Annotated in this window: 12 protein-coding genes and 2 pseudogenes; 8 read left to right on the forward strand and 6 right to left on the reverse strand. The window is 68.8% G+C overall.

What is annotated here, in order from left to right:
• The 5 genes from ABZX61_RS65275 to ABZX61_RS65295 all read right to left on the reverse strand — a co-directional run.
• Positions 1–557, reverse strand: a 557-nt coding sequence (locus tag ABZX61_RS65275) for an arabinofuranosidase catalytic domain-containing protein (protein WP_355213109.1), incomplete at its 3' end; no start/stop codon positions are given.
• A 116-nt stretch (positions 558–673) separates the two neighbouring features.
• Positions 674–1,387 carry a hypothetical protein gene (locus tag ABZX61_RS65280; protein ID WP_355213111.1) on the reverse strand — a complete coding sequence of 238 codons (714 nt, stop codon included), beginning with the start codon at positions 1,385–1,387 and terminating at the stop codon, positions 674–676.
• 39 nt (positions 1,388–1,426) lie between these two features.
• On the reverse strand, positions 1,427–2,263 hold the full coding sequence (locus tag ABZX61_RS65285) for an SGNH/GDSL hydrolase family protein (protein ID WP_355213113.1): 837 nt from the start codon (positions 2,261–2,263) through the stop codon (positions 1,427–1,429).
• Positions 2,264–2,321: 58 nt separating this feature from the next.
• Entirely contained in the window at positions 2,322–3,518 is a 1,197-nt protein-coding gene (locus ABZX61_RS65290) for a hypothetical protein (RefSeq protein ID WP_355213115.1), read from the reverse strand.
• 655 nt (positions 3,519–4,173) lie between these two features.
• Entirely contained in the window at positions 4,174–5,127 is a 954-nt protein-coding gene (locus tag ABZX61_RS65295) for a hypothetical protein (protein ID WP_355213117.1), read from the reverse strand.
• A gap of 287 nt (positions 5,128–5,414) precedes the next feature.
• Between ABZX61_RS65295 and ABZX61_RS65300 the strand changes: the two are divergent.
• Together ABZX61_RS65300 and ABZX61_RS65305 are read left to right on the forward strand one after the other, a co-directional pair.
• Positions 5,415–6,263: pseudogene (locus ABZX61_RS65300) on the forward strand (alpha/beta hydrolase); the annotation flags it as partial.
• A 40-nt stretch (positions 6,264–6,303) separates the two neighbouring features.
• A pseudogene (locus ABZX61_RS65305) lies at positions 6,304–7,028 on the forward strand (alpha/beta hydrolase).
• A 12-nt stretch (positions 7,029–7,040) separates the two neighbouring features.
• Here ABZX61_RS65305 and ABZX61_RS65310 read toward each other — a convergent pair.
• Positions 7,041–8,330: a SpoIIE family protein phosphatase gene (locus tag ABZX61_RS65310; protein ID WP_355213119.1), complete on the reverse strand. Its 1,290-nt coding sequence runs from the start codon at positions 8,328–8,330 to the stop codon at positions 7,041–7,043.
• A 152-nt stretch (positions 8,331–8,482) separates the two neighbouring features.
• Here ABZX61_RS65310 and ABZX61_RS65315 point away from each other — a divergent pair, with 152 nt between their 5' ends.
• From ABZX61_RS65315 to ABZX61_RS65340, 6 genes are all read left to right on the forward strand, one after another.
• Positions 8,483–8,716 carry a hypothetical protein gene (locus tag ABZX61_RS65315; protein ID WP_350743142.1) on the forward strand — a complete coding sequence of 78 codons (234 nt, stop codon included), beginning with the start codon at positions 8,483–8,485 and terminating at the stop codon, positions 8,714–8,716.
• A gap of 277 nt (positions 8,717–8,993) precedes the next feature.
• On the forward strand, positions 8,994–10,757 hold the full coding sequence (locus tag ABZX61_RS65320) for a cellulose binding domain-containing protein (RefSeq protein WP_355213121.1): 1,764 nt from the start codon (positions 8,994–8,996) through the stop codon (positions 10,755–10,757).
• 59 nt (positions 10,758–10,816) lie between these two features.
• Positions 10,817–10,972 (forward strand): hypothetical protein, encoded by a 156-nt coding sequence (locus ABZX61_RS65325; protein WP_355213129.1) that lies wholly within the window; start codon positions 10,817–10,819, stop codon positions 10,970–10,972.
• A 120-nt stretch (positions 10,973–11,092) separates the two neighbouring features.
• Positions 11,093–12,088, forward strand: a complete 996-nt coding sequence (locus ABZX61_RS65330) for a LacI family DNA-binding transcriptional regulator (RefSeq protein ID WP_355213123.1) — start codon at positions 11,093–11,095, stop codon at positions 12,086–12,088.
• Between the two features lie 169 nt (positions 12,089–12,257).
• Positions 12,258–13,259 carry a LacI family DNA-binding transcriptional regulator gene (locus ABZX61_RS65335; RefSeq protein WP_355213125.1) on the forward strand — a complete coding sequence of 334 codons (1,002 nt, stop codon included), beginning with the start codon at positions 12,258–12,260 and terminating at the stop codon, positions 13,257–13,259.
• Between the two features lie 198 nt (positions 13,260–13,457).
• Positions 13,458–14,753 carry an extracellular solute-binding protein gene (locus ABZX61_RS65340; protein ID WP_355213127.1) on the forward strand — a complete coding sequence of 432 codons (1,296 nt, stop codon included), beginning with the start codon at positions 13,458–13,460 and terminating at the stop codon, positions 14,751–14,753.
• Positions 14,754–14,788 lie beyond the last annotated feature (35 nt).

Raw genomic sequence — 14,788 nt, forward strand, 5'->3', positions numbered from 1 at the left:
TACATGCCTTCCGGCTGGTCTCCCCTGGCCACGCCGTTGGTGTTGTTGTTGCGGTAGCCGGTGCCGGGGGCCACGAACACGCCGTACGCCTTGTGCCCGCCGACCATGGTGGGCGCCGCCGTCGCCACGGCGAGGTTGTCGTACCCGCCCGGGGCCGGGCCGGAGAAGCCGCCGGGAGGCGCCTGGGTCAGGTTGTTGCCGCGTCCTGACTGGTCGTAGATGACGGTGATCACACACGTCGTACGGGCGCAGAAGGAATCCTGTGCCGCGGCGTTGGCGTACCCGCCCGCGCTGAGCACGCCGATGTTCTGGGTGGCGTTGTCCGAGGAGCGCCGTACCTGGTAGAGCGAGCCGTTGTAGGCGGCGTACAGGGCGCGGGTCGTGCTGTGCGCCGCCACGCACGGCGTGCCGCCCGCGGCGTAGATGTCGCACGACTGCGATGCGGCGGCCTGCGACGGGGCGGGGATGCCGGCCAGCAGGCCGCCGGCGAGCGCGACGGCTGCCCCGGCGGACAGCATCGCCTTTTTCACGTGCCGTAATCCGGACCCGACGATCATGATGAACCTCTGCCTTTCTCGGGGGGCACCGCGAATGCTGGAGTTTCCGCGGGTGAGCTATTGATCAAAGGAGCCATCGCATGGCTCCTGGGCTGCAATATGATTATATGTTAGCGTTAACATTTTATGCGCTGGGCGACCCCCGGAGGTGCGCAGCTTTGTGGGTTGACGGGCTCACTATGAATCGGAAGTGATCGTTCGTCAAGGTTTTCACGGCAACCATGAAAACGCCGCAGCCACGATGAGAGCACCGGGGAAGGCGCTCTCCGCCGGATCGTGGCCGCGGCCAGTCTGGGGCCACCGCCACGCCAGGCCGCACTGGCCGGCGCGGCGGAGAGCACTGGGGCGTTACCGCCCGTGCACCACCGATCAGCACTTGAGCAGCGCCTCGGCGACCTCGTCGGGGTGCTCAGCATGGACTGGTGACCGCCGGGCACCATCAACGGCGTCAGGCCGATCCGGGCGGCCAGCTCGTCGCCCGGCCGGGCCAGGGCCAGGTCGTTCTCGCTGAGGACGTACGCCGCCGGCAACCCCAGCGTCGTCACGTCGTCCACGTCGAGCGCCTGCAGGAAGTACGCGCCCGGCTGCGGCACGAGAAGCTCGTGGAACAGCCGCTGCGCCGCCTCGGGCAGCTCCGGCACCAGCATCGGGACCTGCTCGAACGTGACGGATACGCTGCCGTCGGGCGAGGCGTCGATGGCCGCCCGCAGGATGGCGGCGTAGTCCTGGTTCTCGTCGACGAACGGCACGCCGCGAGCCGGGACGAAGGCGTTGAAATACACGATCTTGGCGAGCCTGCGCGCGACCCGATGGGCGGCCCCGGTGATCACGGACGCCAGGGCCACCGGCGACGAGACGGCCTGCGGGTGCTACAGGAGGGAATCGGCGAGCGGAATCTTCTGTGTCCGGAGCGCGCCGGTCACCAGCCGGGCGATCCGCCGGGCGCCGTACGCCTCGAAGTGGGTGTGGTCGTTGCAGAAGAACTGTCCGAGCGGCCCGGAGGTGTAGTCGCCGTTGTTGGGGCACAGGCCCAGGGAGTTGTAGTAGTCGACGCTGAGGGTCTGCAGGTCGATGACCGGGGAGCCGGTGGCGGCGCCGGCGGCGTTGGTCTGGGTGACGAAGCCGCGGTTCTTCACCGCGGTGCTGCCCGAGCAGGTGATGGCGGCGACGGCGGTGAGCAGGACCGGGTGGGCGCCGCGGGCCAGCGCCGCCTGCGCCATCGCCGTCATCAGCTCCTGGTAGCGCGCGGTGCCGACGTGTCGCGGGCAGGTCGTCGAGCCGTCGTTGATGCCGAACTGGATGAACAGGTAGTCACCGGCCTTCATGCCGGTGAGCACCTGCTGCCATCGGGACGAGTAGGTGGTGGAGCTGAGCACGCACTCGCCGTTCGAGCCGATGGTGGATGTCACGTTGCCCTCGTAGAGCCAGGTCTGGATGCTGCGCCCGGCGACGGCGAGGTTGTTGACCACGATGTTGCTGTGGAACAGCGAGTCGAATTCGGTGGCCCAGCCCACGGGGCAGGTGGCGCTGGGGTTTGCCATGGTCGAGTCGCCGGCCATCCAGACGGTCGTCGCGGCGGCGGCCGCCGTGCCGACGCGGGCGCTGCACCCGGCCGGGCCGATCACCGCGGCCGAAGCGGCGCTCGGGACGACCAGCGACAGGGACAGCATCAGAACGGAGACGATGAAGAAGTGGACCTTTCGCATGGTCTCTCCTGCCAGTCCGAGAGCGAGGGGAATTGCGCCGACAGCCGCGGCGGATGAGTCAGCACCAGGTCAGCGTCGAGTTGACACGGGTCACGTTGCTGATCGTGTTGTTGCTGCCGGTGCAGGGGCTCCACCTGATGGCGGTGTTGGTGACCGTCAGGTTCTGGAACCTGATGCCCGACGACGGAGCGAACTCCGTACGGGCCGCGATCCGGACCTCGCCGCCGCCGCTGACCGTGCCCGACACTCCGGCGATGACGACGTTGTAGCAGTTCTCCACCAGCACCGAGTTGTTGCCGGTGTTGGCGATGTCGACCCGGTCGATAGTGGCGCCGCCGCTCTCCGAGACGCAGAAGATGCCCCGGCCACCGCCGCGTGCCTTGACGGTGCCGACTCGAATGTTGTTCGGGTAGGCGCTGCCGACCCGGCCGTTGCGGTTGGCCATGCGGAAGGCCGCGTACCCGGTGCCGGCGCCCGCGTTGTCGGCGTCGACGGTGCCGACCGTCGCGTTGATGGTCTGGTTGAGCAGCAGGCCGGATTCGCCGACGTTGCGTGCTGTCACGGTGCCGACGGTGAGACCGTCGACGCCGTAGGTCTCCATCGCGTGCGAACTGGCGCCTTGCACGTACACGGTGTCGACCCGGACGTTACGGGTCCACTGGCTGGTGTCGCCGCGGTTGTCGATGCGTACGCCGAGGCCCGCGCCGAGCCGCATGTCGATCTGGCCGAGCCAGACGTTCGTGACGTTGCGCAGGAAGATGCCATAGATCGGGGTGCCGGTGACGTTGAGGTACGGGACCTCGATGTTCGCGGTGCCGCGGGAATAGATCGGCGCGTAGTCGCCGGAACCGGAGCCGGTTACGTTGATCGTGCCGCAGACCGACAGGGAGGTGTAGCTCGGCAGCGAGATCCGGCTGCCGGCGCTCATCGTGCCGTTGCCGCGCACGGCGACCCGCTGGATCGAGGTGCGCCCGGCTGTGAGACTGCCGATGCCGGCCTGGACCGCCGCCCGGAAGTCGGTGCCGGTGTAGACGCTGCCGCCGGCGCTGTTGCGGGCGGTCCAGGTGCTGCCGCTGACGGTCACCTGCGACTGGAAGGTGCCCTCTCCGCAGGCGGCGGCGGACGCCGGGGGCGGGCCGAGCACGATGCCGGCCCCTGCGCCGGCCGACAGGATGGCGAGCGTGGCGACGATGCGGGCGAACCGACGACGTCGTCCCTTGAGCGGGCGTGGCGCCGTGGTGGGGGCTGTTGTCATGGGATTCTCCGTGGGGGTGCCCAGTCGGTGATGCCGTCCGTCGAGGCGCTGTGGGTGGCCGTTGCGGTGAGGAGCGTTGGCGCTTTTCTGGTACGCATGATTTCTCCCGTTTGATGGGGGGTGGGGAGATGGCGGCCGCGCTTCGCCGCCAGGCGCCTGACATCGATAAAAACGTTTCAAGCCGCCTGGTCAACGTGACCTTAAATATGGATGGCGATGGTGTCAAGCAGTCAGTCAGATGGCGGCGCAGGACAATCGGCCGGCAGTTCGGAATTTCCATGGGGGCGGGTGGGCACGGACGGCCGTGATGGCCCCGCCACCTGCACGATCGCGGGACGCCGCAGTCGCTCCGGAGGAAGTGCGGGCAGGGCGCGAATGCGCCGAGAACGGTGGTGCTGATGAATGCATTCAGACGGAAGAATTGAATCCGGAGAGAAACGCGTGGGCTGGTGATAGCCGACGTTCTGCCGGCCGGAGATTCAGTGGGGGATCAGGCGCGTGTCTCCCGGGCAACTCGCGATGGGCTTCTGGTACGGCGGGAACGGCACCATCGCCATCGACTCCCTCTCGTTCCAGTGAGCCACCGCGAACCGGGAGGTGCGCGCAGGGCGACGCCCCCGCCGGTTCGGGCGGGGGCGTCGGGATGGTGCGGGGGCTACTTGCTCTGGCAGCTCTTCTTGCGGACCTCGTACCAGACGATGCCCGGAGCCTGGAACCGGATCGCGAAGCACTGGTTCTTCCTGGCCGCGTCCCGGACCTTGTAGATGGCCGAGGCGCCGCCCGTCGTGTAGGCGACCTTGCAGATCAGCTTGGCCTTGCCCTTGAGCTTGTCGCAGGAGCCCTTCAGCGCCTCGATGGCGCCGGCGACGCCGGCCACGAACCAGGCGTTGTAGATCTTCTTGGTGAGCTTCTTCGAGAAGATCAGCCGGCACATGGCCTTCCACCACTCGCACTGCAGCTTGAGCGCGGGGTCGGCGACCACGGGGTAGGCGGCGCCCGCGTGCTCGACCGTCTGGATGAGCGTCATGCCCTCCACCCGGTACGAGGTCGGCACCGGGTTGCCGTTGGCGTCCTTGGCCCAGGGCAGGTCGATCTCGGCGAGGTAGAAGTCGTTGTTGTAGATCAGGACGGTGCCGTCGTCCTCCTCGACCTCCAGCATGCTGCCCTCGGGGGCGGAGATCGGGAAACGGTACTCGGTCGGCGCCGAGGCGTCCTTGATGATGGTCAGCGCGCGGGCGATCTGGCCGGTGCGCTGGTGGGCGAAGGCCACGCCGGGCTGCTTGGCGGCGTAGGTGACCAGGCCGGGCAGCGGCTGGCTGCCGGCGCCGTCGGCCTCCGGCAGGCCGATGCCGATGTCGGTCTCGCTGACGGTCGCGACCAGCGTACGGTCGGGGTCCGTCGCGATGGCGAAGGGCCGCTGGACGTCGCCGTCCGGGATCTCGGTGGGCGGGGTCGTCCGCGCCTCTTCGACGATCTCGGGCACCACCTGGCTGAGGGCTGCCAGGGCGGGGTCTTCCTGCGCGATGGCCGGGGTGCCGGCCACGGTCGCGCTGCTGAGTGCCAGGGCCGTCGCTAAGGTGACGACGAATGCCCGAGCGGAAATGCGCATGGATGTCCTTCCACGTAGGTGAGAGAACCGCACAAACGCCGCAAACGTAAAGATCATCGGCGACCATTCGGATGATCTTGAATGGCGGGACCGTAAACGTTTGCTGTCTTCCAGGTCGCGCCGGGTTCGGCGGTGGCCTGATGGTCCTCCCCGTGTCATTAGCGGGCGACGGGACGGCGAATGTCGGCAAATCGCCCAAACCATCAGTAACTGGCAGAATAAGGTCACCTGCATTGGTACGACGGGGGACACACCATGGATGAGCCGATGGTCGCCGCCGGTCCGCCGTCGACGGCGTCCAGGACGGTGACGTCCCCGTGCCGGACGCCGACATCGAGGACCTCACCGTCCCCGGCGGCCCGTCGGGCGAGGTCTCCATCCGGATCTTCCGGCCGGCCGGCGCCCAGGGCACCCTGCCCGTGATCCTGTACGTCCACGGCGCCGGCTGGGTGTTCGGCAATGCCCACACCCACGACCGGCTCGTCCGCGAGCTCACCGTACGGGCCCAGGCCGCGACGGTCTTCGTGAACTACAGCCTCTCCCCGGAGGCGAAGTACCCCACCGCGATCGAGGAGATCTACGCCGCGCTCCAGTGGAGCTCCGAGCACGGGGCCGAGCATGACCTCGACCCGGCCCGCATCGCGGTGGCCGGCGACTCGGTCGGCGGCAACATGACCGCGGCCACCACCATCCTGGCCAAGCGGCGCAACGGGCCGAAGCTGGCCGCGCAGCTGCTGTTCTACCCGGTCACCGACGCCGCCTTCGACACCGGCTCCTACGATCAGTTCGCCACCGGCTACTTCCTCAGCCGCGACGGCATGAAGTGGTTCTGGGACCAGTACACGACCGACCCCGCCCAGCGGGCGGAGATCACCGCGTCGCCGCTGCGCGCGAGCCTGGACGAGCTCGCCGGGCTGCCGCCGGCGCTGGTCATCGTGGCAGAGGCCGACGTGCTCCGCGACGAGGGGGAGGCGTACGCCGCCAAGCTGCGCGCCGCCGGCGTGCCGACCACGGCCGTGCGCTACCAGGGGATCATCCACGACTTCGTCATGGTCAACGCGATGCGCGACACGTACGCGGCGAAGGCGGCCACCCAGCAGGGCGGCGAGTTCCTCCGCGACGCGCTGCGCCCTTGAGCGCCCCGGACAGCCCACCCCTGATCAAGGAGCCCTCCCCATGACGGACAGCACCACTCCCACGGTCGTTCTCGTGCACGGCGCGTTCGCCGACGCCGCCGGCTGGACCGGCGTGATCGCCGAACTGCAGGAGCACGGCGTTCCCGTGGTGGCCCCGCCCAACCCGCTGCGTGGCCTGGCCTCCGACGCGGCCTACATCGCCTCGGTGGCCGCCCAGATCGACGGCCCCGTCGTGCTGGTCGGCCATTCCTACGGCGGCGCGATCATCACCGTGGCCGGCGCGACCGCCAACGTCGTCGGCCTCGTCTACGTCGCCGCGTACGTGCTCGAGGACGACGAGAGCCTCGGCGAACTGCAGGGGCGTTTCCCGGAGTCGCCGCTGGGCGCCAACCTGCGGCAGTCGGCCTACCCGGTCGAGGGCGCCGACCCGGCGGTCGAGGTCACGATTGCCCCGAGGCGTTCCCGGAGATCTTCGCCGCGGACGTCCCCGCCGAGGTCACCACGATTCTCGCGGTGGCGCAGCGGCCGCTGGCCGCGGGGGCGTTCACCGAGACCGCGGCCACGGCGGCCTGGAGGACCAAGCCCTCCTGGGCCCTCATCGCCACCGCAGACCAGGCGATCAACCTCGAGGTCCAGCGGTTCGGCGCCAAGCGGGCGGGCGCGACCGTCGTCGAGGTCGAGGGGGCCTCGCACGCCGTCGCGGTGTCGCGTCCCAAGGACGTGGCCGACCTGATCCGCGAGGCGGTCCGGGCCGTCTCGGCCTGACGTACCCGGGTTTCACAGCCGGGTGACCAGCAGGGCGACGTCGTCGCCTGCGCCGCTGCTGATGCCCAGGGAGCTCAGGGCGAAGTCGGCGAGGCAATCGGGGGTCAGCCGGCTGCACCGGGCCAGCGCGGCGGTCAGACGCGCCAAGCCGACGTCGATGTCCTCCCCGCGGCGCTCGATGAGGCCGTCGGTGTACAGGACGAGGGTGTCTCCCGCGGTGTAGGGGAGCTCGGTCTGAGGGCGGGTGACGTGGTCGGGGCGGGCGCCCAGGGGAGGGTCGGTGGCCTGGTCCAGCAGCGCGCAGGAGCCGTCCGAGTGGAGCAGGACGGGCGGCAGATGCCCGGCGCTGCTGTAGGTGATGCGGCAGCCCGCGGTGTCGATCACGGCCTGGACCGCCGTGGTGGCCAGCGCACCCTCGAGGGAACGGGCGTACAGACCGACCACCTCCAGCGCCGGGCCCGGCTCCTTGACCGCGCGGATCGCCGCGCTGAGCGCGCTGCGGAGCATTCCCATGACCGTCGCGGCCTCCAGACCCTGGCCCACGACGTCGCCGACCGCGACGGCGAAACAGCCGTCCGGCAGATCGACGACGTCGTACCAATCGCCGCAGACGTTCAGCGTTCCGACGGCGGGCAGGTAGCGCACCGCGATGTCGTCGGGGTGGAGGTCCAGGTCGGGGGAGTGGAGCATGGCCTCCTGCAACGTGAGCGCGACCTGACGTTCGCGGGCGTGAGCATGGCGCAGCTCCTCGTTCAGCCGCTGCAACTCCTGCGCCCGTGCGTACAGCTCGGCCTCCATCGACTCCTCCTGCCCCGCCGAAAGGCGGACGGCGGGCTGCTGAGCGGAGCAGGAGTGGACGAACTCCGTCACGTCCTCCACCCGGTGCAGGATCCACGACACCGTCCCGTCCGGCGCCAGGACGGGGGTGTTGATCGGGGACCACCAGCGCTCCTCGAACGCTCCGGGGTGGTCGGCGAGCGGGATGTCGTACTTCTGCAACACCATCGTGTCCGCTTCCCGGTAGGCCAGCACCCGGTGCAGCGAGGCGCGCAGGTTCTTCACGCCCTCTGCGCAGGGGTCGTCAGGGTTGTCGGGGAAAGCGTCGAAGATGTGCCGCCCGATCAGATCCTCGGCCGTACGGCCGGTCGCGCGCAGGTAGGCGCGGTTCACGTCGACGATCATCAGGCCCGGATCCAGTACGAGGCACGGGCTCGGCGTGGCGGCGAACAGCGCCGCGTAATCGATCTGCGGCGCGCCCGGCTTGCGTGCGCCCTGCCTGTGCGGGCCGGCGATCCTGCCCACGCCATCCACTCTACGAGGTGTTCTGCCTGACCACAGCAAGAAGTTCGTCCGGCCGGTGGCTTGTTTCATCGAGCGAAGCGGCACGGAGACCGCCGTCATCTTGGGGGACGGGAAACCGAGGTTTTCCGCGCATCCCGTTGCCATTGACAAGAATGCACGCCGATATCTACATCCCGAAGACGAAGATTGTCATGCGGTGGAACTGGAGGGCCTCGCCTGGTGGCGATCGGCTCCAGCCGTACGTTCGGCTGGAGCCGATCGCCCCTCGTCCGTCAGCCCACGTGCAGGCTCGCGAGGAGCTGCTGCACCTGATGCAACAGCGCATTAAGAAGCGACGCCAGGGCGTTCATGACAACACCGCCTTTTCACTCAGAGTGATGATCTAGTTACTCTAAGCTACATCATGCAGGCCGGTTGTCCCTCGTACTGGATCAAGCGTGTAGGCGTGGCGCGCGCTCATCCTGCTGGCGGAAACTTTTCGGCATTCTGTCGCTGAAAGTTTCAATCAGGGTGCCGACCTCATCCAGCGGTAAAGCTGGACTCCTGCCCTCCATGGCCGGCGCCCGTTGACGTCATGGTTAACGCTTAATACTCTCCGCCGAGAAATTATCTCACCAAATCTCGGAAAACTTTCTCGCCCCAGGAGGGCTCATGAGAGGGTCCATGAGGAGACGCGTCACCCGTCTGATCGCTCTGGCCGGAGCCACGGTCGCGGTCACCGCCGGCTTATCCCCGCTCCCCACCCTGCCGGCGGCCGCCGCCACGACCGCCACCGTCTCGGTCGACGCCGGTCAGACGCTGGCCACCATCCCCGCCGCCGGCGTCGGCATGAACGTCGCCGTGTGGGACGGGCGGATGAACGATCCGGTGACATCCACGCTGCTGAAGGACGCGGGTGTCAAGGCCGTCCGGTACCCGGGCGGCAGCTACGCCGACGGCTACCACTGGCAGACGCACACGGTCGAGGGCGGCGGGTACGTGGCGCCCAACACCGGGTTCGACGCGTACGTGGCCACGTCCCGTGCGGCCGGCGCGCAGCCGATCGTCACCGCGAACTACGGCTCGGGCACGGCGCAGGAGGCCGCCGACTGGGTGCGGTACGCCAACGTCACCAAGGGCTACGGCATCAAGTACTGGGAGATCGGCAACGAGATGTACGGCAACGGCCACTACGGTGCCGAATGGGAGACGGACAAGCACGCCAGCAAGAGCCCCGCCACGTACGCCACCAACCTGCTCGACTACATCACCGCGATGAAGGCGGTCGACCCCACGATCAAGATCGGCGCGGTCCTGACGACGCCGGGCAACTGGCCGGACGGCGTCGTCGGCCCCGGCGACACGATGGACTGGAACCGCACCGTCATGTCCATCGCCGGCTCGCGGATCGACTTCGTGATCGTGCACCACTACCCGAACAGCGCCAACGAGGCCGAGCTCGTGACCAAGCCGCAGGCCGAGGTCCCGAGCATGACGAGCGCGCTGCGCGCACTGATCAACCAGTACGCGGGCGGCAACGCCCCCAACGTCGGCATCGCCGTCACCGAGGACAGCTCCAACTACGCGTTGAACACCTCGCCGTCCGGCCTGTACGCACCGGACGTCTACCTGACCTGGATGGAGAACGGCGCGTTCAACATCGACTGGTGGAACCTGCGCAACGGCACCGACTGCAGCAAGGTCACCACCATCCAGGGCGCGACGGACTACAACGACGGCGGCGTGGTGTCCAGCGGGGCGTCCTGCGAACCGGCCGCCAACACGCCGTTCCCGCCGTACTACGGCATCCAGATGATGACCAAGCTCGGCGCCTCCGGCGACGCGCTGGTGCGGACGACCTCCTCCACCGCGATGCTGTCCACGCACGCCGTCAAGCGCGCCAACGGCGACGTGAGCGTCATGCTGATCAACAAGGATCCGAACAACGCCACGACGGTCACCCTCTCCTACAGCGGCTTCACCCCGTCCTCGGCGACGCCGACCGTGTACTCGTACCTGAAGAACGCCTCGTCGATCGGCTCGGCCTCCACCGGGAGCGCCGCCGTACAGACCGTGCCCGCCTACTCCGTCGTGGTCGTCCAGTTGCGCGCGGGAAGCGGCGGCGGGACCGGCGCCTGCCGGGTCGACTACACCAAGAACGAGTGGCAGGGCGGGCTCACCGCGAGCGTGACGATCAGGAACACCGGCGGCAGCGCGGTCGACGGATGGCGGCTGACCTTCACGTTCCCCGGCGACACCAAGGTGACCACCGCCTGGAACGCGAGCGTGACGCAGAGCGGCGCGGCGGTGACGGCCACCAACGCGTCGTACAACGGCGCCATACCGGCGGGCGGCTCCCAGTCGTTCGGGTTCCAGGGCACCTGGACCAGCAACGACGCGAACCCCACCGGCTTCGCGCTCAACGGGTCCGCCTGCTCCGCCGGCTGACCTGACCACTCGGTGGTCTCCGAGCCGCCGCCGCGCGGCCGGAGCACCCGCTGGCCGAGATCGACGGCCGGTACCTGTCGACGGAGGTGGCCGGTGGCTTCACCGGCCGGGTGATCGGCATGTACGCCGCGTCCGGCACGGTGCGGTTCGACTGGTTCGACTACGAGCCTCTTGATCACGACACAGGGCCGGGGCAGGTTATCCTTGCGCCGTGAACGGGGCCCACGACGGGCGACCGGACGGGGCCGATGAGGAGGGGAGCCAGGTTGTCACACGCCGAGTCGGGCGAACCGGTGGCTGACCGGGAAGCCTCGCGAGGCGATTCGTCCAGACCGGTGACGATCTCCTACATCGCGGAGACCGCCGGAGTGTCGATCCCCACGGTCTCCAAGGTCATCAACGGCCGTTCCGGCGTGTCCGCCGACACGCGTGCCCGCGTCGAGGCGCTGATCAGCGAGTACGGATACCGCAGGACCAACCGCAGCAACATGATGGAGCTCGTCTTCGACGAGCTCGAGCACATGTGGGGAACCGAGATCATCCGCGGGGTGGAGCGGGTGGCCCGCGAGCACCGCGTGGCCGTCGTGCTGACGGAGTTCGGCCCGGAGCGCAACGCGGTCCACTATCCGAGCGAGGACACCCTGGCCCGCCGCCCCGCCTGCGTGGTGACGGTGGCCCAGCTGTCGGCCGAGCAGCGCAACCAGCTGCGCGCCAAAGGCATCCCGTTCGTGGTCTTCGACCCCGCCACCGAGCTGCCGGACGACGTCCCTTTCGTCGGAGCGACGAACTGGTCCGGCGGGCGGTCGGCCACCCGCCACCTGATCGAGCTGGGACACCGCCGCATCGCGATGATCGGCGGCCCCGACCGGACCCTCTACTGCCAGGCCAGGCTCGACGGCTACCGCTCCGCCCGGGAGTCCGCCGGCCTCCCGGTGGAGGCCGACCTCGTCGTACGCACCCTGCTCACCACCGAGGACGGCCGCGCCGCCGCGCTCGAGCTGCTGAACCGACCGGAGCGGCCCACGGCGATCTTCGCCTGCAACGACCTGCAGGCGATCGGCGTCTACCAGGCCGCGCGGACGATGGGGCTGCGGATCCCGGCGGACCTGAGCGTGGTCGGCTTCGACGACCTGCCCATCGCCGCCCTGGTCGATCCGCCGCTGACCACCGTCCGCCAACCACTCACCGAGATGGCCGCGGCCGCCACCGAGCTGGCGCTCGCCCTGGGGCGCGGGGAGGAGACGCCGCAGGCCGGGCTCGAGCTGGCCACCACCCTCACGGTCCGGGAGAGCACCGCTCCACCGGCCGACCGCGAGGGCGCCCGGGGGTGACGGAAGACCTCACCGGTCGTGGACCGTACGTGACGGCGGATCTCGGTCCGACCTGAGGCCTGGCCGACGCCCACCTGGAGCAATGCTCTGAGCTCGTAGAATCGGACCACGTCTCGGGAATGGGAGTTCCATGGCCGCGCCTGGTCGACGACGAGTGACCATCGCCGATGTGGCGACTCACGCTCAGGTCTCCGTCACAGCGGTGTCCAAGGTGATCCGCAACGCCTACGGCGTCAGCCCGGCCATGAAAGACCGGGTCAAGGCGGCCATCCAGGAGCTCGGCTACCGGCCGCAGGCGGTGGCCCGCGGCATGCGCGGGCGCACCTTCACCATCGGACTCGTCCTGCCGCACATCAGGAACCCGTTCTTCGCCGACATCCTCGACGGCCTCACCGAATATCTGGAGAACACCGACTACCAGGCGTTCATGATCCAGGGCGGCGCCACCCGCAAGGTCGAGATCCGGGCGGTCGACGCCCTCATGGACCGCCAGGTGGACGGCATCATCATGGTCGCCCCGCTCGCCTCGAAAGCGCGCCTGGAGGAAGTGGCCAAGGAGAAGCCGACCGTGGTGCTCGCCCGGCACGAGCGCTCGTCGTACTACGACTCGGTGTTCGACGACGACGAAGCGGGCGCCGAACTCGTCGTGAAACACCTCATCGAGCTGGGCCACCGCCGCATCGCGCACATCACGCACCAGGACGACAGCCAGGCGCGGCCGGCCGACCTGCTGCACAACATCCGGTCGGCGACCTACGAACGCGTGATGCGCGAGCACGGGCTCGGCGACGAGATCGCCATCGCGACCAGCTTCTACCACGAGCAGGGCGGCTACGAGGGGGCTCGCGAGCTGCTGAGCTGTTCGACCCAGCCGACGGCGATCTTCGCCGGAGCCGACCAGGCGGCGCTCGGCGCGCTCGCCGCGGTCCACGAGGCCGGCCTGGCCGTCCCGGCGGACGTCTCGGTCGCGGGTTACGACAACATCCACCTGGCCGCCCTGCCCAACATCGCGCTGACCAGCGTCGATCAGGACGGCGCCGAGATGGGCCGGGCCGCGGGCAAGCTCCTGTTGGAACGCATCGAAGGCCGCATGACGCCCGTGCGCTTCTCGGTCACCCCGAGCCTGGTCGTCCGCGGTTCCACGGCCGCGCCGGGAGAGTCCGTCAGCTGAGCTTCCGGCTGCCCAAGTAGGGTCTCACGCTGCCCGCCGCAGAAACCGTTACCGATTTAGACACGATCGCAGCGATTCAACCTGGGAAAAAGCTGGGTACCGTTACCCAAAACATGTCTTGACACTTCCTTCACGTAACGCCTACGTTAACCGCATCGGGGAGTCGCTTAAAACGATTCAATAACCCTGGAGGGGTGTGTGAAGACCTCCCACCGCACGCTCGCGACGGCTACGGCCGTCCTGGCGCTGGCGGCTCTGACCTCCTGCGGTTCCGGCTCGGAGCCCGCCGCCGACGGCACCGTCACCCTCTCCTTCATGACAGGCAGCGACCAGTCGACCGTGGACACGTCCAAGGCGCTGGCCGATGCCTTCATGCAGGCCAACCTCAAGATCAAGGTCAAGATCGAGAACCAGCCGGGCGGCAGCGAGGGCGACAACATCGTCAAGACGCGCCTGTCGACCGGCGAGATGACGGACGTGTTCTGGTACAACTCCGGGTCGCTGCTCCAGGCGCTCAACCCGGCCCAGAGCCTGGTCGATCTCACCGGGGACCCGGTGGTGGCGAACGTCCAGCCGGACTACCTGCGGGTGGTGACCCAAGGGGATCACGTGTACGGCGTGCCGGCCACCGCCGCGTCCGGCGGCGGCATCCTCTACAACCGCAAGGTCTACGACAAGCTCGGCCTGAAGGTGCCCACGACCTGGGCGGAGTTCATGGCCAACAACGAGAAGATCAAGGCGGCCGGGATCACGCCGGTGATCTCGACGTTCAAGGACACCTGGACCTCGCAGCTGTTCGTCCTGGCCGACTTCTACAACGTCCAGGCCGCGGTCCCGAACTTCGCCGCCGACTACACCGCGGGCAAGGCCAAGTTCGCCACCACGCCGGCGGCGCTGGCGAGCTTCCAGCACCTGGCCGACGTCAAGGGCTACCTCAACAAGGGCTTCGGCTCGGCCACCCTGGACCAGGGGCTGAAGATGCTCGCCGAAGGCGAAGGCGCGCACTATCCGATGCTCACCGCGATCCTGCCGCCGGTGCTGGCCACGAGCCCGCAGGCCGCAACGGACATCGGCTTCTTCGGCGTCCCCGGCACCGACGCCGCCAAGAACGGCGCCACCGTGTGGGAGCCACCGGCCATCTACATCCCCAAGAGCACCAAGAACCTGGAGGCGGCCAAGAAGTTCGCGGCCTTCGTCGCTTCGCCTGCCGCCGCTGAGGCCATCAGCAAGGTGGTGCAGCCGACGGGACCGTACCGGGTGAAGGGGGCCAAACTGCCCGACAACGCCATCCAGGTCGCCAAGGACGTGCAGGCGTACATCGACAAGGGTTCCACCTCGCCCGCGCTGGAGTTCCTGTCCCCGGTGAAGGGTCCGTCGCTTGAGCAGATCACCGTCGCGGTCGGCTCCGGGCTGACGCCGGCCGGCGAGGGGGCGGCCCAGTACGACAAGGATGTCGAGAAGCAGGCCAAGCAGTTGGGGCTCGCGGGGTGGTGACCAGGCAGGACGCCGGGCCCCGCTCGGGGCCCGGC

Source organism: Nonomuraea sp. NPDC003709 (genome assembly GCF_040610775.1).
GTDB lineage: Bacteria > Actinomycetota > Actinomycetes > Streptosporangiales > Streptosporangiaceae > Nonomuraea > Nonomuraea angiospora_A.